The sequence below is a fragment of the Microvirga sp. jy35 genome (genome assembly GCF_056148915.1).
The window spans coordinates 1-20,007 of record NZ_JBWBEW010000023.1; the positions used below are offsets into that span (position 1 = coordinate 1).

The 20,007-nt window shown below is 58.0% G+C and carries 19 protein-coding genes and 1 pseudogene; 4 read left to right on the plus strand and 16 right to left on the minus strand.

Annotated features, from left to right (window positions below; all coding sequences use genetic code 11):
* From AC0QTX_RS16830 to AC0QTX_RS16840, 3 genes are all read left to right on the plus strand, one after another.
* Positions 1-296, plus strand: a 296-nt coding sequence (locus AC0QTX_RS16830) for an antitoxin Xre/MbcA/ParS toxin-binding domain-containing protein (protein ID WP_474604969.1), incomplete at its 5' end; no start/stop codon positions are given.
* Positions 297-416: 120 nt separating this feature from the next.
* Positions 417-899 (plus strand): hypothetical protein, encoded by a 483-nt coding sequence (locus AC0QTX_RS16835; protein WP_474604970.1) that lies wholly within the window; start codon positions 417-419, stop codon positions 897-899.
* Between the two features lie 46 nt (positions 900-945).
* A complete protein-coding gene (locus AC0QTX_RS16840; protein WP_474604971.1) occupies positions 946-1,263 on the plus strand; it encodes an Arc family DNA-binding protein in 318 nt (105 codons plus the stop codon).
* A gap of 472 nt (positions 1,264-1,735) precedes the next feature.
* Here AC0QTX_RS16840 and AC0QTX_RS16845 read toward each other — a convergent pair.
* Positions 1,736-2,032 (minus strand): annotated as a pseudogene (locus tag AC0QTX_RS16845) (hypothetical protein); the annotation flags it as partial.
* 1 nt (position 2,033) lies between these two features.
* Between AC0QTX_RS16845 and AC0QTX_RS16850 the strand changes: the two are divergent.
* The gene (locus tag AC0QTX_RS16850) at positions 2,034-2,375 is read left to right on the plus strand and encodes a hypothetical protein (protein ID WP_474604972.1); all 342 of its coding nucleotides are present in this window, start codon (positions 2,034-2,036) and stop codon (positions 2,373-2,375) included.
* A gap of 70 nt (positions 2,376-2,445) precedes the next feature.
* Here AC0QTX_RS16850 and AC0QTX_RS16855 read toward each other — a convergent pair whose 3' ends face one another.
* The 15 genes from AC0QTX_RS16855 to AC0QTX_RS16925 all read right to left on the minus strand — a co-directional run bounded on the left by AC0QTX_RS16855 (position 2,446) and on the right by AC0QTX_RS16925 (position 19,812).
* Positions 2,446-5,628, minus strand: a complete 3,183-nt coding sequence (locus AC0QTX_RS16855) for an efflux RND transporter permease subunit (RefSeq protein ID WP_474604973.1) — start codon at positions 5,626-5,628, stop codon at positions 2,446-2,448.
* Positions 5,629-5,651: 23 nt separating this feature from the next.
* Positions 5,652-6,806, minus strand: a complete 1,155-nt coding sequence (locus tag AC0QTX_RS16860; protein WP_474604974.1) for an efflux RND transporter periplasmic adaptor subunit — start codon at positions 6,804-6,806, stop codon at positions 5,652-5,654.
* A gap of 220 nt (positions 6,807-7,026) precedes the next feature.
* Positions 7,027-8,541 (minus strand): glucose-6-phosphate dehydrogenase, encoded by a 1,515-nt coding sequence (gene zwf / locus AC0QTX_RS16865; RefSeq protein WP_474604975.1) that lies wholly within the window; start codon positions 8,539-8,541, stop codon positions 7,027-7,029.
* Positions 8,538-9,533 carry a phosphogluconate dehydrogenase (NAD(+)-dependent, decarboxylating) gene (gene gnd / locus AC0QTX_RS16870; RefSeq protein WP_474604976.1) on the minus strand — a complete coding sequence of 332 codons (996 nt, stop codon included), beginning with the start codon at positions 9,531-9,533 and terminating at the stop codon, positions 8,538-8,540. The genes zwf and gnd overlap by 4 nt, the downstream gene beginning before the upstream one ends.
* Positions 9,534-9,698: 165 nt before the next feature.
* Positions 9,699-10,583, minus strand: a complete 885-nt coding sequence (locus AC0QTX_RS16875; protein ID WP_474604977.1) for an N-acyl homoserine lactonase family protein — start codon at positions 10,581-10,583, stop codon at positions 9,699-9,701.
* Between the two features lie 66 nt (positions 10,584-10,649).
* Positions 10,650-11,285, minus strand: coding sequence for an ATP-binding protein (locus AC0QTX_RS16880; protein WP_474604978.1), 636 nt, complete (start codon positions 11,283-11,285; stop codon positions 10,650-10,652).
* A 648-nt stretch (positions 11,286-11,933) separates the two neighbouring features.
* Positions 11,934-12,296, minus strand: coding sequence for an EF-hand domain-containing protein (locus AC0QTX_RS16885; protein WP_474604979.1), 363 nt, complete (start codon positions 12,294-12,296; stop codon positions 11,934-11,936).
* Positions 12,297-12,543: 247 nt separating this feature from the next.
* Entirely contained in the window at positions 12,544-13,119 is a 576-nt protein-coding gene (locus tag AC0QTX_RS16890) for an NADPH-dependent FMN reductase (RefSeq protein ID WP_474604980.1), read from the minus strand.
* A 343-nt stretch (positions 13,120-13,462) separates the two neighbouring features.
* The gene (gene msrA, locus AC0QTX_RS16895) at positions 13,463-13,996 is read right to left on the minus strand and encodes a peptide-methionine (S)-S-oxide reductase MsrA (protein ID WP_474604981.1); all 534 of its coding nucleotides are present in this window, start codon (positions 13,994-13,996) and stop codon (positions 13,463-13,465) included.
* Positions 13,997-14,024: 28 nt separating this feature from the next.
* Positions 14,025-14,183, minus strand: a complete 159-nt coding sequence (locus tag AC0QTX_RS16900; protein WP_474604982.1) for a hypothetical protein — start codon at positions 14,181-14,183, stop codon at positions 14,025-14,027.
* 242 nt (positions 14,184-14,425) lie between these two features.
* Positions 14,426-15,136, minus strand: coding sequence for a type 1 glutamine amidotransferase domain-containing protein (locus AC0QTX_RS16905; RefSeq protein ID WP_474604983.1), 711 nt, complete (start codon positions 15,134-15,136; stop codon positions 14,426-14,428).
* 453 nt (positions 15,137-15,589) lie between these two features.
* On the minus strand, positions 15,590-16,258 hold the full coding sequence (locus AC0QTX_RS16910) for a response regulator transcription factor (protein ID WP_474604984.1): 669 nt from the start codon (positions 16,256-16,258) through the stop codon (positions 15,590-15,592).
* Positions 16,259-16,289: 31 nt separating this feature from the next.
* Positions 16,290-16,673, minus strand: coding sequence for a response regulator transcription factor (locus AC0QTX_RS16915; RefSeq protein ID WP_474604985.1), 384 nt, complete (start codon positions 16,671-16,673; stop codon positions 16,290-16,292).
* A complete protein-coding gene (locus AC0QTX_RS16920) occupies positions 16,670-19,189 on the minus strand; it encodes a PAS domain-containing protein (RefSeq protein ID WP_474604986.1) in 2,520 nt (839 codons plus the stop codon). Before AC0QTX_RS16920 ends, AC0QTX_RS16915 begins: the two co-directional genes overlap by 4 nt.
* The gene (locus AC0QTX_RS16925) at positions 19,165-19,812 is read right to left on the minus strand and encodes an MEDS domain-containing protein (RefSeq protein ID WP_474604987.1); all 648 of its coding nucleotides are present in this window, start codon (positions 19,810-19,812) and stop codon (positions 19,165-19,167) included. The genes AC0QTX_RS16920 and AC0QTX_RS16925 overlap by 25 nt, the downstream gene beginning before the upstream one ends.
* Between the last annotated feature and the right edge of the window lie 195 nt (positions 19,813-20,007).

Consider the following 20,007-nt stretch of genomic DNA (forward strand, 5'->3'; position numbering starts at 1 on the left):
AAGCGGCCAAGCGGCTCCAGATTTCAGAACAGGAACTTGCGACAATCACCGGCGGATCCGATCTGAACAACGACGACTGTCTTCTTAAGGGCTCTCCGACCGTCTCTGGAAAGGAGGCTCTCTTTCTCCGGATATGTCATTTGCTCGATACGGTCGCTGGTGGTGATGCAGCCACGACAATCTCTTGGCTGAGAAGCTACAATACAGCTCTGACCGGCTGTCCCATTGAACTGATGCGGACGTGGACGGGCCTCAGAGACGTTCTGGACTATCTAGAAAGCTGCCTGTGCCGGTGAATAGAGCTTGAAATGATCTGCGATGGAGCATTGTAAGGAGAGAGCAGCTGGCATCCCGTGAACAGGCGGGAACCATGGGGAGCAGGTGATGAAAATGGCTCGGTCATGAAGGAGTAGGAGATGAACGTGCAGACCCGCCTGGAAGCCAATGCGATCCTCGATCGCCTTGTCACCGATGGCTCAACCTTCCCCCGGAAGGACGCCCGTCGCTTGATCGAGCTGATCCCTGTTGCCCCGTCCTCCCGCTTTGCCTTCAAAGGCATCTTCAAAGGTCCTCGCACTAGCATTCGGGGACATAGTCCTGGCCACGGTAACGTCGAACTCAAAGAAGAGGCCAAGGAGAAGAAGATCACACTCAACGTACCGGCCTCGCACAGGATCGGCGGCTATGTGGTGACACATACGTCTGGCTCGATCAACATCGAGCTGATGTGGGCCGAGACCAAGGGCGATCAGACAGGGCTGAGTTGCCTGCTTGTGTACGATGACCTCACCAAGGAACCGGAGGAACTGCGCATCGCCGCGCAGAAGTCGCTGTCCTTGCTCTTCCTCACCCTCAACTACGTTTCGTACATCCCCTGGAAGCAGCCTGGGCCAACGTAATGGCTTTCGCAGAGTGGATTACCCTATTGTCTATGGAGGGCTTAGCTTGAGCGATATTTCAGAGCAGATAAGGAAGCTGGCCGAGAGCGATCATGAGAACAGTGAACTGTTCCGTATCGTCATGGATAGTCTCAGTGAACTTGAAGCCAAGAAGGCGACCCTGGAACGGTGGCGCACCCGCTTCGAGTGGTCCAGTTTTCGGCAGGGTCAAGGCAGTGGCTACATGTCCTCAGGCGGCGATGGCCCCCTGCTTCCGGCTTGCCCGCTCTGCGGTCACCTGAAGCCGGGTGCTGGAGCTGAAGGCCACTTCATTGCAGAAGTCATAGGCCACACACCCGATTGCGAGTTCCGGCAGGAGAGATAGTGGATCTGTCGTAGTTTCCGACTTGAGCCGGAGGAATGAGGTTATTCCACGCTGACTGTTGTGCGACAGGGATGCGTCATAAAAGGGCAATGGCGCTCCTTGCGAACTCTCGCACGACTTCTGCTGGATTACATGCAGTGGTTGCAAGCGGCAGGTTTGCCATTTTGGTGTCACCGACAACGGACCGATCCACCAAGCGTCCCTTGAGCGGTTGGAGGTCGACTGGAGCCGGAGCTAAGGCTGGCTTGCGGGCGCGGCCACAGGGCGTTCGCGGCACTGGTAGACGTTCGGGTTGCGCGTCCCTCACACATGGCTTCTGACCGGCAGCCACACTCTTGGCGGAGACTACGAGCCGTCCGGGATTATTCAGGTCACCGCACGTCGTCCTGCACTGCCCCTCACCTGAGGATTTCGCGTGACTGGGAGAGCTTGGGATTGTTGCATGGCCCGCTCGAAGCTTCCCTACTCGAGTTCACCTAGTGGGCGTTCGTTGGCCACTGGATTTGGTTTCGCGGACCGGACCCCAGTCACCGGCCTCGGCTCCCATCCAGGATGGGTCGAGCGTGAACAACTCCTGCGGACGGTTGATCCCTCTCAAGGCGTACCGGCCAACGGAAACGAGGCATTCCTGCTCGGACGTCGCAGCCGCGAAGCAAGCCGAGGAGACCAGAACATCCCTCTCGACCGAGCGACACAGGGCGGCGATCCGACTCACCTCGTTCACCGCCGGGCCGACCACCGTGAAGTCGAGGCGATCCTGGCTGCCGATCATGACCCAGTCCAATCCGCCGCCGCAGGAAATCCTCTCTGCTCATCAGGAGATGATAATAGGTGCTCCTGCGCAAGTTGGCGGCGGCCTCGCCCCCGACATTCGTGCGGCCATACTCGACTATGTGGTCGAGATCGCCCTGATCATCACGGCGCCAGCGGAAGACGCGCCCCTCATGGATCGGGTGCAGCGTGTCGATGACGATGTTCACGCGCGCGACCGGCACGCCTCCGGCCACAAGGCGATGGCAGAAGCCGTGAAGGAGCTCCAGCTCCGTCATGCCCGTCAGCCCGGCCTCCGTGACCCATCTCGCGATGTCTGCTGCCTGGCTGATAGTCATTAGGCTCGCTCATGATCGACGGCTCCGCCGGTGATGATACCTGTACGCCGATCGAGGCAGTTTACCCTTTCCCCTACTCGGCAGGAGAGGACAGGGGCCCCGTCATCTCAGATCGCTTCACTGGTCGTCTCTTGGAGGCCCGCAGGACCACCAGCCTCACCGTCACATAGAAGACGGGCGTCAGGAACAGCCCGAACAGGGTCACGCCCAGCATGCCGGCGAACACTGCCGTGCCTAAGGCCTGCCTCATCTCGGCGCCGGGGCCGGTGGCGATCACCAGAGGCAGCACGCCGAGAATAAAGGCGAAAGCCGTCATCAGGATCGGGCGCAGCCTCAAGCGGCAGGCCTCAACGACTGCTTCGACAGGCGTCTTGCCCTCAACCTCCGCCTGCTTGGCAAATTCGATGATCAAGATCGCGTTCTTCGCAGCCAGGCCGACGAGAACCACGAGGCCGATCTGCGTTAGGATGTTGTTGTCCTGACCCCTCAGCATCACACCGATGAGTGCAGACAGCACGCTCATCGGGACGATGAGAATGATGGCGATGGGCAGGGACCAGCTCTCATACTGGGCTGCGAGCACAAGGAACACGAACAGCACCGACAGGGCGAAGATGAACACTGCCGTATTGCCAGTCTGCCGCTCCTGGAAGGCAAGCTCCGTCCACTCGAAGCCCATGCTGGGTAAAAGACCCTGGCGGACCAGATCTTCCATCAGGTCCAGTGCTGCTCCCGATGAGATCCCTGGGGCTGCACCGCCCTGCAATGCCACCGAGGTGAACATGTTGTAGCGCTGGATCAGGTCAGGTCCTGACACCTCCCGCATCTCGACCAGCGTGCCCAACGGAACAAGAGCACCGGTGGACGAGCGGACCCGCAGGCGATTGATATCCTCCTGATCAATCCGGAACCGCTGATCGGCTTGGGCCCGAACCTGGTAGACACGGCCGAACGCATTGAAGTCGTTTACATAGGCGGTTCCCAGATTGATCCGCAGCGTCTCGAAGATGTTCGGGATTGGCACATTGAGGATGCTGGCTTTCTGGCGATCGATCTCGAGATACACCTGAGGGGAATTGGCCGAGAATGTCGTAAAGACGCCGGCGAGGTTCGGGTTCTGACGCGCCTGCCCCATCAGCTGGTAGGCAGCCGCGAGTATTCCTCGAACATCGTCGCCGGTCCGGTTCTGAATCTGAACCTTGAAGCCGCCCGAATTGCCGAGGCCGCGCACAGGCGGCGGCGGAATAGCGATGATGAACGCCTCCTCAATCTGTTGCATGCGGCTGAAAAGATCGCCGATGATCTTGGTTCCGGAATCGCCAGACTCAATCCGTTCGTCGAACGGCTTGAACCCGGCAAAGATCGCCGCAGAATTGGTGGCATTGGTAAAGGTGGCTCCTGAGAATCCCGCAAAGGCCACCGCGTTCCGTACGCCCGGTGTCTCCTGGATAATCTTGGAGGCCCTTTGCACCACCGCATCGGTGCGGGACAACGAAGATCCATCCGGCAACTGAATGACCACGATGGCATAACCCTGATCCAGGGTCGGTATGAACCCACGGGGCACGTGATTGGTGATCCAAACCGTTCCGGCCAGCAACCCGACATAGACCGGCAGCACGATGAACTTATGTCGTGCCAAGACTCCAACAGTTCTGGCATAGCCGTTGGACGTTGCATCGAAGCCTCTGTTGAAACCATTGGCTAAGGTGCGGCCAAACCGGACCAGCGGGTTCCTGGGGCGTTCATGGCTATGTGGCTTCAACAGCCATGCGGCGAGCGCTGGCGACAGTGTCAAGGAGTTGAAGGCCGAGATAACCGTCGACACGGCGATCGTCAGCGCGAATTGGCGGTAGAACTGGCCAGTGATGCCCGGGATGAAGGCTGTCGGCACAAAAACCGCGGCCAGGACCAGCGCGATGGCGACAAGGGCCGTGCCCACCTCGTCCATGGTCGTATGAGCCGCGTCCCGCGGCGACATGCCAAGAGCAATGTTGCGTTCGACGTTCTCAACCACCACGATAGCGTCGTCGACTACGATCCCAATAGCCAGAACCATGCCGAACAGGGTGAGTGTGTTCACCGAGAACCCAAGGGCCGCCATGAAGGCAAAGGTGCCGACCAGCGAAATGGGGATTGCCACGATCGGAATGATCGCCGAGCGCCAGCTTTGCAGGAAGACAAACACCACGATCACGACAAGAGCCGTGGCCTCGAACAGGGTCTTGTAGACTTCGTTCACGCTCTCGGCGATGAACTCCGTGGGGTTATAGACGATCTGGTGCGCAATCCCCGCCGGATAGTTGGCCTTGAGCTGCTCCATGTTTTGGATGATCTGGTCAGATGTCGCCAGTGCATTGCTGCCTGGGCGTTGGAAGATCGCAAGCGCAACGGCGGGCTTCCCGTTGAGATAGGAATTCGTCACGTAGTCCTGAGCCCCGAGTTCGATGCGAGCTACATCGGGCAGCCGGACGAGACGGCCGTCACGGGCCTGGACGATGATCTGCCGGAACTGACGCGGATCTTCGAAGCGGCCTTGAGTCGTGACCGTCAGCTGGAAGGCGGCGTCCGTCGGCGTTGGCTCCTGCCCCAGAGCTCCACCTGAGACCTGGACATTCTGCTCCTGGATGGCGCGCACCACGTCACCCGAGGTCATGCCGTAGGAGGCGAGTTTCTCGGGGTCGAGCCAGATGCGCAGGGAGTATTGCCGTTCGCCGAAGATGATGACATCACCGACGCCGTCAAGCCGCAGCAGGATGTCGCGAACGTAGTTGCGCGCATAGTTCGACACATAGAGCTGATCGTAGGAGCCATCCGGCGAGAGCATGTGCACGACCATCATCAGGTCGGGCGAACTCTTAAGGGTGGTCACCCCGAGGCGCCGCACCTCCTCTGGCAGGCGCGGCGTTGCGATGGAAACCCGGTTCTGGACCAGGACCTGAGCCTTGTCGAGATCGGTTCCCAGCTTGAAGGTGATCGTCAGCGCCATGGCACCGTCGCCGGTGGAGTAGGAGGACATGTACAGCATGTCCTCGACGCCGTTGATCTGCTGCTCAAGCGGGGTCGCGACGGTAGCGGCCACCGTTTGCGCATCGGCGCCCGGATAGCTTGCCCTGACCACGACGGTGGGCGGCGCGACCTCCGGATACTGCGCCACAGGCAAGGTGGTGTAGGCAATGCCGCCGATAATCAGAAAGAGCGCCGACAGGACAGTGGCGAAGATGGGACGATCGACAAAAAAGTGGGCAAAGCGCATGGAAGCGCCCTCCTCAGGTGAGTTCAGGTGCCGTTCCGCTCGCGTATCAGAGGAAGGGTCGTCATCTGCGGCGTGATCGGTGCTCCGGGCCGGACTCGCACAAGGCCGTTCACGACCAACGTCTCATTGCCGGTCAGCCCATCCCGGATAACCCGGTAACCATCGATCCTCGGACCGATGCGCACGGGCTTGAGGCTCACGACATTGTTCTCCCCGACAACGTAGACCACGCGCCGGTCCTGGTCGCTGCCGATGGCCTCATCAGGCAGGAGGATCCCTCTGTAAGGATCAGAGGCTCCAATCGTGACCCGGCCGAACAATCCGGGCGTCAGAAAGAGATCCTTGTTGTCGAAGATCGCGCGGAGCCGGATCGTGCCGCTGGCCGCATCCAGCCGGTTGTCGACGAAGTCGAGCTGGCCCTTGCGTTGCCCGAGGCGCTCGTCCGTCAGCGTGAGCACAACCTCGTTGGTCTCGCCATTGGCGGAGGTCCTGGTCCCTCCTTGCGACTGGCGTGAATAGGCAAGAAACGAGCGCTCATCGACGTCAAAGTAGAACTGAATGGGGTCGAGTGTGAGCACATTGGTCAGGATCGTCTCGTTGGCGTTGACTAAGTTGCCTTCAGAGACGAGCTTGCGCGAGATTCGTCCAGACAAGGGAGACCTAACCTGCGTGAACTCGACATCGAGTTGCGCCTGTCGAAGAGCTGCCTGGGCCCGATCCAACTCTGCCTTGGCAGTCAGGAAGGCTTGCCGGCGCTGGTCGAACAGCTGATCGGGAATATTGCCAGTCCGACGCAGTTGTTCGGCGCGATCGAGATCACTTTGCGCGAATTCCAGTCGCACCTGAGAGGATGTGACGGCTGACTGTGACTGCTCGAGCGCATTACGGTAGGGTCGTGGATCAATCGTGAAGAGCAGATCGCCCATCTTCACGAAGGTGCCGTCCTGAAAGTGTACCTTGTCAAGGTAGCCTGATACGCGTGCCCTGATGTCAACTTGGTCAACGGCGTCGAAGCGCCCTATAAAGTCGGTTCGCTCAATGATGTCTTTGACAACTGGCTTTGCGACGGATACGGGCGGCGGCGATTGTGATGAAGCCCCTTGTGCCAGAGCGATGCCGCTTCCAGCAAGGAACGTTAAGAAGACGCCGGGCATTGCCACAAACCGGGGAAAGCGCATGCGTAATCTCCAGATCAGCATCACCAACGCAAGCACAAAATTTCATACTATTTATCTTTTTGGCCCTGCTGAAGAGGCGCGGGCAAGGAGCTTTGGCTCAACTCGTTCTGACATACTAAACATTGCTGAGCTTCTGACAAGACTCCACCACTAATTCACCTGACGGAAATTCAGACTCCACCGCTGCAGAACATAAATCGGATGCTACAGTTGCGTAGCATCACTCAATGACCCGCCACCGTCGCCCGTCTCGCGCCAACAAGAAGCCCGCCTCCTCCGGCCCGGACGAGCCGGCAGGGTAGAACTCCAGTCCCTTGGCTCCCGCCTTCGACCAGGCGCCAAGAAACGGCTGAACCACCGCCCATCCCGCCTCAACCCCATCGGCCCGCTGGAAGTGCAGAGCGTCGCCCGTCATGCAGTCATAGATCAGCGTTTCGTAGCCGGTGCTTGGGGCAACGTCAAAATGATCCTTGTACTTGAAGGTCATGTCGACACTCTCGGCTGCCAGCACAGGCCCTGGCACCTTCGCGTTGAAGCGCAACGTGATGCCTTCATTCGGCTGAATCCGCAAAACCAGGAAGTTCTGCCCCAGCCGGTCGACCGAGGTTTGCTCGAACATCGAGATCGGCGCCTGCTTGAACTTGATCGCCACCTCTGTCCGGCGGACTGAGAGAGCCTTGCCGGTTCTCAAGTAGAATGGCACGCCCGCCCAGCGCCAGTTATCAACCTCCAGTCGAAGGGCCGCATACGTCTCGGTGACACTGCCGGGTGCCACGTGCTCGGCCTCCCGGTAGGCCACCACCGGCTCATCGTGAACACGGCCGGCGCGATACTGCCCGCGCACCGAGTTCGCAAGCGCTTCAGCCTCGCTGGGGATTCGGATCGCCGCCAGGGCTTCGGCTTTCGCATTCCGAACCCGCTCCGCCTCAAAGCGAGCCGGTGGCTCCATGGCAATTAACGCCAGCAGCTGGAACAGGTGGTTGGGCACCATGTCCCGCAACGCTCCCGTCCGGTCGTAGAAGCGCCCCCGCCTCTCGACGTTGACCGTTTCGGCCACGGTAATCTGCACATGGTCGATGTGGTTGCGGTTCCAGATCGGCTCGAACAGCCCATTGGCAAAGCGCAACAGCAGGATGTTCTGGACAGTCTCTTTGCCGAGATAGTGATCGATGCGGTAGATCTGGTCCTCAGTGAGGACTTCCAGAAGGGCACGGTTGAGCGCCCGCGCCGAGGCCAGATCTGTCCCGAACGGTTTTTCAACCACCACCCGGCGCCACGGGGCCCCAGAGGGCCCCTCCTGAGACAGGCCAGCCTTGGCCAGTCGGCGCGCAATGGGTTCAAAGGTGTCCGGTGGCATGGCCAGGTAGAACAGCCGATTACCCTGCGTGCCGGCCGTTGACTCGATCTCCTCTAGGGTCGCCTTGAGTCGGAGAAAGGTTTCCGGGTCATCGATGCTGCCGGACACATAGGCGGCATGAGCCACCAGCCGCTGAGCCAGCTGTGGGTCCACGGCCCGGGTTGCATGGGCCTGAAGGGCATCGAGCAAGTCCTGGCGGAACTCGTCCGCCGTGTGAGCGCTGCGCGCCACGCCAACGATGGCGAAGCGCTCCGGCAGCAGGCCCGTGGCGGCCAGATTGTAAAGAGCCGGCAGGAGCAAGCGGCTCGTCAGATCCCCGGAGGCCCCAAAGATCACAAAACAGCATGGGTCAGCGGCGGGCGCGGGTGCTTGCGTCATGACCGGTCTCCTTCCGGCTTCCTGGCCTCGACATGGCCGCCGAAGCCCTTGCGCATGGCGGAGAGCATCTTCTCGGCAAAGGTATGCTCCTGGCGCGAGCGGAAGCGGGCGTAGAGGGCGGCGGTGAGGACTTCGGCCGGAACCGCTTCATCGATCGCGGCCTGGATGGTCCAGCGTCCCTCGCCGGAGTCCCCGACATAGCCCGAATAGGTGCTGAGATGCTCGTCCTCGGCCAGGGCGGTGGCGGTGAGATCAAGCAGCCAGGAGGTGATCACGCTGCCTCTGCGCCAGACCTCGGCGATATCGGCCACGTCAAAGTCAAAGCGGTGCTCGGGCGGCAGGGCCGGGTTTGCGGCATTGCGCAGGATGTCAAAGCCTTCGGCATAGGCCTGCATCAGGCCGTACTCGATGCCGTTGTGGATCATCTTGACGAAGTGGCCGGCACCGTTCGGCCCGGCATGGATGTAGCCCTGCTCGGCCCGGGGATCCCGCCCTTCGCGTCCTGGGGTGACCGGCAGATCGCCCCGGCCAGGCGCCAAGACGGCAAAGATCGGATCCAGGCGTTCGACGATGGCTGGCTCGCCGCCGATCATCAGGCAGTACCCGCGCTCCAATCCCCACACCCCGCCGCTAGTGCCCACATCGATGTAGTGCACGCCGCGGCTGCGGAGTTCGCCTGCCCGCCGGACATCGTCCTGCCAGAAGGTATTGCCGCCATCGATGATGGTGTCTCCTTCCTCCAGAAGGCCGGCAAGCTGCTGGATGGTTGCTTCGGTGATATCACCGGCAGGTAGCATGACCCAGACAACCCGTGGTGCCTCCAGCTTTGCGACAAGGTCCTCTAGGCTTGCCGCTCCTGTGGCACCCTCCTCCGCGTGACCTTTAACTGCTTCTGGATTGTGATCATACACAACAGCCGCATGTCCGGCCCGCATGAGACGGCGGACGATGTTGCCGCCCATCCGGCCGAGACCGACCATTCCCAGCTGCATTCTAAATCTCCGGCTACAATTGGATTGTCCGACTCGATTTTGCTCTGCAGAGACAACAAATATCAAGTCCTACTGATCAGAACTGATGCGCCTAGTTGCGCAAGCTGATGGACCTGACGGGTTATGGGTGACCAGTGAGCTTCTTCAAGGCCTCGGAGCATCGCTCTAGTCATAGTAGTCTGGAAGGAGCTTAAGCAGGTCGGTTTGCCGCTTGTCGTGATTTATCAAGAGCGTCGCATTGTACTTTGCCATAAGATCCTTGATGCGCTCCATGGAGGCAATGGACGCCTCCTTGTCGACATTCAGCGCCGGGACGACATCACGTTTGAAGTTGTCCTCTAGATGGGCAACGTCCCCAGACAGGATGACATATCCCGTGTTTTTTAGATGAACCATCAGGGATTGGCTGCCGGGTGTATGTCCAGGCGTCGAGAGAAGCGTTACGCTGCCGTCGCGGAACAAATCGATGTCGCCGGAGATAAGCTCCAGGCGTTTCGGATGGCCGAGGAGCGTCCGCGCGAGGTTGACAAGCGTGTTCAGGTTGGGATCCGAGGGTGGTGGCGAGTTGATCCAGTCGTACTCAGCCTTCTGCATAATCACCGTCGCGTTCGGGAAGAGACCAACATTGCCGATATGGTCGCCATGGGTATGCGACACGAGGACGTAGTTGACGTCGTTTGGCGATAGTCCAACCTCGGCAAGTTGCGACGAGATCGTCTTGTCGATGTGATAGACGATGAGGCTTGGAAGGGTCGACCAACCCTTAGGGTTACCGATCGTTTGCTCTGGTACCCCCGTATCCCACATCAGCACGTTTTTGCCACGGCGGATTAGATAGCACGTCGAGGAGAACTCGATAGACTTACGGACGTTCTCACCAGGCGTCCAAACGGATTCGTCATTCGCGAGAGAGTGACCGCAGTCCACGCGGTACAGCTTATCGACCGTTCCCGCATTCAACGGCGTAGCATTGAGACTTGGGGTAGCCGTTGCAACGGCAGGAAACCAGCACAGCGCAAGAGCCGCTAGTAAAGGAGTACGGGAAATCATAATAATACCTCCAAAGGTCTGCGTTGTTTTACGGCGAAGTCAAGCCTGGTTCACAAATGGCGCCCGTCAGGCGACGTCTGGACAAAGGCCTAACTGCAAGAGGGCGAAGTTGCCGTTCACGGTAAATGACCATTCGACGCTTCCCCCCAAATCGGCAACAAGCGAGCGGATGATGTGCAGCCCGCGTCCTGGTTTCATCTCAGCCGGAGGCTGGCCGGTGTCCCGAACCAGGCAGGTCAACTGGCCTGACAGTTCGGCGACGTGCACTGAGATTTTGCCGTCTCTCCCATGCAATCCATGGCGTGCGGCGTTGCGGATGAGTTCCGCAACAATGAGGCCAATTCGCCAGCAGCGCTCGGATGGAAGTACGACGTCAATCGTATCTAGTACCAGCAGGACGCCGCGCTCCTCGAGTGTAGCCTTGGAGAAGGCGTTGCAGATCCGGCCAAGGTAATCCGCTAGGTTCGTTGTGCATTCGACCGGTGGGGGCATCAGCGCGCGATGCGATGCTGCATGATCGCGCAATCGATCGGCTGCCCTTGCGAGCTCCGTTCTTATCTTGTCGTCGACCGTTCGCGAGGCCGCTATGGAAAGCGTAGCGATCGCCTCCGAATACTCATTGATAACCCTGTGGTTGATCTCCTCGACGAGGCTGAAGGAGACTGACGGAGTTGTCGGTTCCAAGGCTGTATGTGCGAACATCTCGGCCTCTTACAAGGTTGCACCCGGAAGGACCCGAGCGCTGATGTTTGCAATCTGATCGAAGGTGTCGGTGAGTCGCTATTGCACGTTGGTGTTGAAGAGACCTAAGTATCCTAGGACTCAATGACAGCGACAGGTTAGTGCAAATTTTCCGATCAGCTCTGTCGCTAATCTCGGTGAAAGTAGAACACCTAAAGTCAGCGACGTGCGGGATTCCCGTGACCTGAGCTGAAGGTTCGGCTGGCGTGTGGGAACGACGCAAGTCTTGCCTTCGGAACTTGTTGGAAGGTGACAGGGTCCTTTGACCGACGACTGGATAGTGTGAGAAACCGCCCCTAGTCACGAGGCCGTCGAAAGTGACCTTCGGCAGTCGCGTTTACCGACGGTAGCGCAGTATATTGAATCACAGGGAGACGCCCCCCTCCTATGCTGATAGTTTCTCGGCCAATCAGGTCCTTCCGGGCGCAAGTTGCTCCTATGAGGAACCCACCGGTCTTTCACACAAGTTCAACGCGTCTTTGGCTCTCGCAGGTTAGAACAGCCACAGCGGGCCTGTCGACCGTCCTAGGCAGCGGATCGCTGGGTCGGGCACCTCCGCTGCTCGATGTTCGTTTCAGCCGACCTCGACATACGAGGCTTCAGCGAGTGTCAGCTCCGAGCTTCTGGTTCAGGCTTGAGAATTGCAGCCGCTTCAAGGGCCGTCGGATCTCCCTTCGACAACAGATAGTTGAACATCGCTTCCAAGCTAGAATCTGTCAGTTTAGCGGGCATAAGAATTCCTGTAGCGTTCATCTCGTCCCGCGTAATCAGCTTGTCGGCATTCCGATCCATCGCCGTACCGTAATCGATTGTTGGACGCCCATCGTCGTCAACAGCAATTCCTGGCTTCAGGATCTCGTTGAAGCTCCTGAACTCCTCGGCATTGAGCTTATCATCACCATTTCGGTCGAATTTTGAGAACGCGTTGTTTAACATCCCTGCCAAAGGATTAGAGCTACCAACAGACGTCACGGCACCCTCCAAAGTGTCTGATCTCAACGAAGCATACCCGTTGAGCCACAAGGAGAATATATTCTGAAGGTTGCCTGAGGCTGTGGAGGGCCCTCGTGGCGTATCGCAATGGTAATGGTCCGTGGGCCGGGCGGTAACAAGTTTAGACGAAGCGTCTCCACCACTCGCCAAACGGCGACCAACCCACCGATGAGGGCTGCTCCTAAGGATGCATCACTACTCCTTACAACCCAGCTTTCTCCGAAGCTCAGGCCTGGCGCGCCATCTTCAAGGCGTTCGCCCACCAGACGAGTTCATCAAGCATAGCCCTCACGTTGGGTTCCAAGTGCGTGAGTTCAGTCAAATCCTTTCCCTGCTGCAGCGTAGCGATGAAATCAATGCCTTGAATGTGCACGCCCGTACGGGTCGGAGCCATTTGCAACTCAATCGCAATGGTCCGTAGGTGCTCGATTGCCCGGGCCGCACCAACACTTCCATAACCGACCACCGCAGCGGGTTTTCGGTTCCACTCGGGGTACGAGAAGTCGAGAGCATTCTTAAGCGCGGCCGAAACCGACCGGTTGTACTCGGGTGTGACGAAAATGTAGCCGTCGAACTCAGCCACCTTTCGCTGCCAACGCTGCCCAACTTCGTTTTCCGTCGGCACCCATGCGTTCGACGCTTTCTCATTGAAAAAGGGGAGCGGGTAATCTCGCAAGTCAACAAGCTCCGCGTCGAAGTCAGCGCGTTTAGAGGCTATATCATAAATCCACTGGGCAGGCTTGATGCCATAGCGCACATCGCGAGTGCTGCCGATGATAACAGCGATCTTGGGATTGGCCATAAGTCGTCTCCTGTGGCGGGTGAATTGGTTTGGACTTCGGGCTGTCCGATCCAGCGTGGGTTGATCCCCTCACGCCAGCTGCTTCGGCATGTCAACGCAGTGACTATGGGAGCCCATCCGCCCCGCAAAACGATCACGCATTGCGGGATGGAGTGGGATCCGGAGCACTACTAGTGTTCCTCTCATTCGAGCTCACGCTGCCTCCCTTTGGGGAGGGCGCGGGGACCCAGCCCCTGAGCCTCCCCAAGCAAAATGAGGTGAACGGACCATACCTAGTCACGTCATTCTTGATATCTTGTTGGTAACCAAACTGCCTACGTTGCCAGCGCCCCGACTTATTGCCCTAGCTCGTCAAGGTCACTTGGCTCGGTTCAGCAGATCCTCGCGCCGGCAACTTCCAATTGGGCCGGATGAAGTGGCATGTGTAGCCTTCAGGATACCGCTCGAGATAATTCTGGTGCTCGGGCTCAGCCTCCCAGAAGGCACCCGCTGGGGTGACCTCAGTCACCACCTTACCCGGCCAGAGACCGGACGCGTTGACGTCCGCAATCGTGTCTTCCGCAACCTGCCTCTGCTCATCGGATGTGTAAAAGATAGCTGACCGATAACTTTCCCCCAGGTCGTTGCCCTGACGGTTGAGCGTCGTCGGATCATGAATCTGGAAGAAGAACTCTAAGAGCTGGCGGTAGCTGATCCGTGATGGATCGAAGATAATCTCTATGGCTTCGGCATGCGTCCCATGATTGCGATAGGTGGCGTTTGGAGTCTTCCCACCAGTGTAGCCGACGCGTGTGGAAATTACTCCATCATAACGCCGAATTAGGTCCTGCATGCCCCAAAAGCACCCGCCAGCGAGTACTGCGCGCTGCTGTATCATTGAACTTTCTCCTGAGTGAGCAGACATCCTAGTTTTGAAGACTTGTTTCATCCGCAATCGACAAACCTAAGCCAGGCTGAAGAGAGGCGATACCTTGGTCCAACTCGCGCCTTTCGATCACGGCGTTGCATGAGAACACGATGATTTCCACCAGATCGCGCACCGATTTTGATGCGTAACTGGGCATGTAGGCTTCGGTAGCCTCCAGACACCAGTTCTTTGACTACACTGGGAGGTTTGGATCTCCACTCCTCGGCACGGTCACAAACACCCGGTTCTCCGAACTGGGCACAGACATAGCGCTGAAGCTCCATGATCTTCATCGATTTCACACAGCTTCAGCTCGACATGCAGTGCGTCCATTTCCTCTGTGAATGAAAGCGTCTGCTACCACGTGTGCTTCGAAGGGCCCTCGAAGCAACCTAGGTATCACGCGGCGCTTGAGCTCCGCGCGGACGACTGCATCTCGGAGAGTAACTTCAACAAAGCTTGAGCTCCTTCGGTCGATGACGACGGATTCTGGCCTGTGATGAGGCGGCCGTCGGTGATGACAAAGCTCTGCCAGTTTGGTGCCTTTTCGAATATTCCGCCGAGTCGCTTCAATTCATCCTCAACCAGGAACGGCACGACGTCTGTGAGTTCAACTTCTTCTTCCTCGCTATTCGCAAAGCCTGTCACCCGTTTGCCCTTTACGATCGGCGTACCTTGGTACATGACGCGATGGAGCACTGCCGGGGCATGGCAGACAGCGGCTACCGGTTTACCGGAATTGTAGAAGGATTCTATCAGAGCAATTGAATGGCGGTTGTCGACGAGGTCCCACATCGGTCCATGACCACCAGGATAGAAGACGGCATCAAAGTCCGCTGATGACATTTCCTCGAGCTTCAGCGTGTTTGCGAGGTCATTTTGCGCCACCGGATCATTCTTAAAACGCGTCATCGCAGGGGTCTGGTTCTCGGGGAGGTCACTCTTGGGGTCGATCGGCGGCTGCCCGCCCTTGACCGATGCGAGCGTGAGATCAACGCCCGCGTCGTGGAACACATAGTAGGGCGCGGCGAACTCTTCAAGCCAGAAGCCGGTTTTGCGGCCAGTGTTGCCGAGTTGGTCATGGGATGTAAGCACCATCAAGATCTTCATCTCACTTCTCCTTGAGCTGACAGTAAGAACCGGAGACATTAAGCTCCCACCTCTTGCGCCAGTCACTAGCACCTTGGTACCGACAATACGTATGTATTGGTCCTTCGATATCCTGATTGCTTCGGTACCGAGGTAGATGCGCTCCTTTCTCGACCACCAATACGTGATATCAGGCGCGATCTGTCATCGGAGAGGACGGAAATAAGGCTGATGAGTCGGTCTTGCCGTCTCTGTAACGCAAGATCTATTGGACGCGCGCGGCATGTGGCGGAACCGGGTGATTGGCGGCTCCAACACTTAGGCGCGCACGCCGGAACTCCGGCCAACGACGTATGCGTCGTGCCCAAACGTGTCGTCCTCGCTCTCCGGCGCAGGCGGGTTCAGTCCCTTTAAAGCTCAGATGACAAACGGTGATGGCAAGAACAAAAAACCTGCGGCTAGTAATCCATGGCGCTAGTTACGGCGCGGGATTCCTAGCTTTGCCGCAATGTTCACCAAGTCAGCCAGTGACGTAGAACACATCTTGCGCATGACTTGGCCTCGATGGGCCTTGACGGTAATCTCGCTAATTCCAAGTTTGCCGCCAACTTGCTTGTTCATCAATCCAGTTACAACGAGATCCATCACCTCACGCTCTCGCGTACTGAGCGATGCATAGCGCAACCGAAGGAGTTGCAACTCCGCTTCTTGGCTGAGTGCTGTGGTGCTCCGCTGAAAGGCCTGGCGTATGGTATCCAGCAGTACTTCGTCACCAAAGGGCTTCGTCAGGAACTCGATCGCGCCAGCCTTCATCGCGCGCACCGTCATAGGTACGTTCCCATAGCCAGTTATGAAGATAATGGGAATGTGGTTCCGAGTGGCTGCGAGTTGCTGCTGCAGATCAAGGCCATTTAGGTCGGGGAGCGATACGTCGAGCACTAAGCAGCTCGGCGTAGCAGCTCGAGGGTGAGCTAAAAACTCCTGTGCCGAAGCGAATACGCAAGGCTGCCAGCCTGCTTCACGAATGAGAGCCTCGAGCGCCTCGCGCACTGAGATGTCATCATCCACGACATACACAATCGGCGCACCTTCGCTCATCGGATAAGAACCCGCTTTGCCACTGGTTGTGCTTGACAGTTGCATGTATAGCTCCACTCGTTCATAGCTGCAAGTATCAGGGTGACACCCCTCGGTGAAGTACAGCATCAAGAGCATCGTGCAGTGCCGTATCCGTGAAGGGCTTCAAGAGGCATTCGACTGATCCGCTCTGGCGCAGGCGTTGACAGACCTGTTCGTCCCCGTGCGCCGTGATAAAGACAATCGGAATCGTCCGCCCTTGGCGCGCGATCTCTCTCTGGAGCTCGATCCCTGACATTCCTGGCATGGCGATATCGAGCACCAAGCATTTAACCCGATCAACAATGTCTGATGTCAGGAACTCGTTCGCAGATGCGAATGCCACGGCCTTGTGCCCAAACACCCCGATGAGGTCTGGCAGTGACTCACGTACCGACTCGTCGTCATCGACAACGGCAATATACTCGCGCTGTTGCATCATACTTTTCCAATCACTTCCTCCGTACGCGGGGGAAGGTGCATAGGGGCTCTGGCAGGCTCGGTTGCTAGTGTTGAGGGAACAGAGAAGCAGAAGGTCGAGCCTGGTCCGTCGTTCTGCTCAGCCCAGAGGCGGCCCTGGTGCTGCTCAACAATGGTTCGGCTGACCGAAAGGCCAATGCCCATTCCGTCGCTTTTGGTCGTGTAGAACGGGGTGAAAAGCTTTTCAGCCAATGCTGTGTCAATACCGCCGCCCGTATCCTTGACGGCTACTCTAACATGCCCAGTGGCCTCCAGCGTCGTCGAAACCACGATCTCTCGTGCTCGATCCGTCACTTCCACCATGGATTCGGCAGCGTTTAGGATAAAGTTAAGGGTGACTTGCTGAAGTTGAATGCGATCGCCCATTATGTAGGGTAGGTTTCTCGCGAGGCTTAGGCGTATATTGATACTGTTCCTCTGCAATTCGCTCAGCGACAATGCCACAACCTCTTGGACTGCCGTGTTCAAGTCAACAATCTCGGATGTGGTGTCTCGCTTGGCGAAGAGCGCGCGGAGCCGAACGATTACCTCTGATGCACGGGCGGCGTCTCTGATTGTCCTGCGTGCCGTCTCACGAGCACCGTCAACGTTTGGCGGCTCGGCAGCCAGCATGCGCAGGCCTGTGCCGGCATTCGTCATGATGCCAGCCAGGGGCTGGTTCAGCTCATGAGCAATCGATGCCGTCAGTTGCCCCATGGTCATGACTCGACTTGCGTGGGCGAGCTCAGCCTGCGTTTCACGCAATTCGTCTTGGGCTCCCTTCCAATCATGCATATCGACACAGGCGCCGTGCCACTTGAGGATCCGCCCGTCTTCATCCCGCAATGGAAGCGCGGTTGTCAGACACCAGCGATACGATTGATCTGCAGCGTGAACAAGACGCGTTTCCACCTGGTAGGGCATGCCAGTCGTGACACTCGTCATCCATGCACGCGCGGCTTGGTCGAGATCGTCCGGATAGAGGAGCTTCTTCCAGCCATCATCCATCACTTCTCTGGCGGTGAAGCCTGTATAGTCTAGCAGTCGTGCGTTGCAGTAATCGATTGATCCATCAGGTGTAGCACTCCACAACATCTGCGGGATTGTCTCAGTAAGCTGCCGAAGCTTCCACTCGCTGGTGCGCAACGCTTCTTCGACCCGCTTGCGATCCTCGATGTCAGTGTTGACACCAAACCATTTAATAACCTGCCCGTCTTCATCACGTAGAGCATTGGTGCGGAACAGGAACCAGCGATACTCGCCATCAAAGCGCCTGAGCCGCGCCTCGGCCTCGCCTGCTCTATAGGACGTCAGCATCTGCCGCCATGTTGCGATCAATCCCGGCAGATCATCCGGATGAACCGCCTTTGTCCAACCAAACCCGTGGGCCTCGTCAAATGCGATCCCAACATAGTCGAGATAATGCTGGTTGAAAAAGTCTGCCGAACCATCAGTTTGGGCTGACCACGCGAGACCAGGGATAGTGTTTACGACTTCCGCAAGATTGCGCTCGCTCGCTGCGAGTGCTTCCTCCGCGTGTTTTTGATCATCTATGTCGATAATCAGATGGAACCAGCGCAGGATCGTCCCCTGTGGGTCACGCAATGGCACACCGAGTACGTTAAACCAGCGGTAGACACCATCAAAGCGCCGGTGTCGGCTCTGGACATTGTAAGTCCGGCCAGATTCGTGTGCTGCGACCAAGGCGCTGACGGTGTGATCAAGGTCATCTGGGTGAACGAGGTCTTTGACTTTCCAGTCCTTCAGGTCGTCAAATGTTCTCCTGAAGTACTCTATAGTCGGTCGGTTTACGCCCTCTACCTCGCCTGCGGGAGTTGTGACGGCGACTGGCACCGGGATGCTGTCAACGACCAATTGGAAGTCCAATTCTCTCCGCCGCAGTTCGTCATTGGCCTCAGCAAGCTCGCGCGTTCGCTCGTCAACGCGCCGGTCGAGTTCGCGGCCAATCCGTTTCTGCTCGATCAATTGCCACGCCGATTGCAAGCCAATCGCCGCTTGATTGGCAGCCACATTCAGGAGGAGGTTTTCAGTCTCGTTCGGGAAACTAGATCGTCGTGATCCTACCACCAGCAGCCCAATCTCTCCAAGGAGGCCGAGGCGCACGCGGTGGACCACGAGACTGCTGTTTCCTATGGCAAGCTGGTTCGGCGGACCTTCCACTTTGGCATTGATCCATGCTCCGAGCAATGTTCCGAAGTCTGCCTGAGACCCCATGCTTCTTGCCCAGTTCGATAGGCGCATCGCATCGAAGGGCTGGTCGCCCTCCGAGTTCGTTAGGTGCAAGTGAGCGAGATCGAGATTTATCATGCTAAAGATGGAGTCGAGCAGGCCGACAGAGATTTGAGAGGGTTCCCTGCCGGCCCACATCGCGGGCAGTGCCATAAGACTGACCAGGTCGCTGATGCAGCGCTGCAGCCGCTTATTCTCGTTATGGAGAAAATCAGCTTGCATGATCAGCCAGCGGTCGATGGAGGCCACGCCTGCTGGGCGCGCCGCTGGGACAGCTCCCGTAGGAACTCCTGCGGGCGTACAAAGAAGGGGTTCTGCTGAAGAATTCCGCCGACGATGATCATAGGGTGCGTCCGCATGATGTCGATGACGGCGTCGCCGCTGAATCTCGCGAGGTCGTAGACACATACAACGGCATCGTCGTGTTCACACCAGACGTCGTTGACCCGCGCTTCGAACTCAATGAGGTCATGAATGCAGGACGGGTGACAACTGGCCCATTCCATTTCACAAACGATCCGGCTGAGCGGGTACGTCCCGTCAGCCGAGCCGCCGGCCATACTCTTGAAGGTGTGAAGCATGCGGTCTTGGTCGAAATGACCGTCGGAAAGATAGGTTTCGGTGCTGTCGCGGATTTCAAATTGGCCAGTATCCTGGGCCGCTGCTACGTCGATACCGACAGCCGCCAAATGCTCGACATGGCGAGTACGGCGAGTAGGGCTGACGACATGAACCGCTTTGTGGCTGCTGTCGAAACCATCCTTAATGAATGGCAGGAGAACACGGTATTCTTCATCCTCGCTGTTGAAGAATGCGCAGACGTGGCGTGGTCGCGTCAGCTCAGCACCTGCAAACGGGATCGACTGCGTCATTCTTGCCATGTTATTTCCTTCGCACTCTGCGCCGCTCCCTGACTATTCCCCGAGGATATGCCGCCTCGCGATCGGAGACCCATAACACCTAGGTATCGGTTTGGTCTGATTCGCACCTTTTCAAGCCGCCCCTTGGCCAGTGAGCCGTGGGTTCCGGCCAATATCAAGGTATTGGCGATACCATGGTGCAATAGG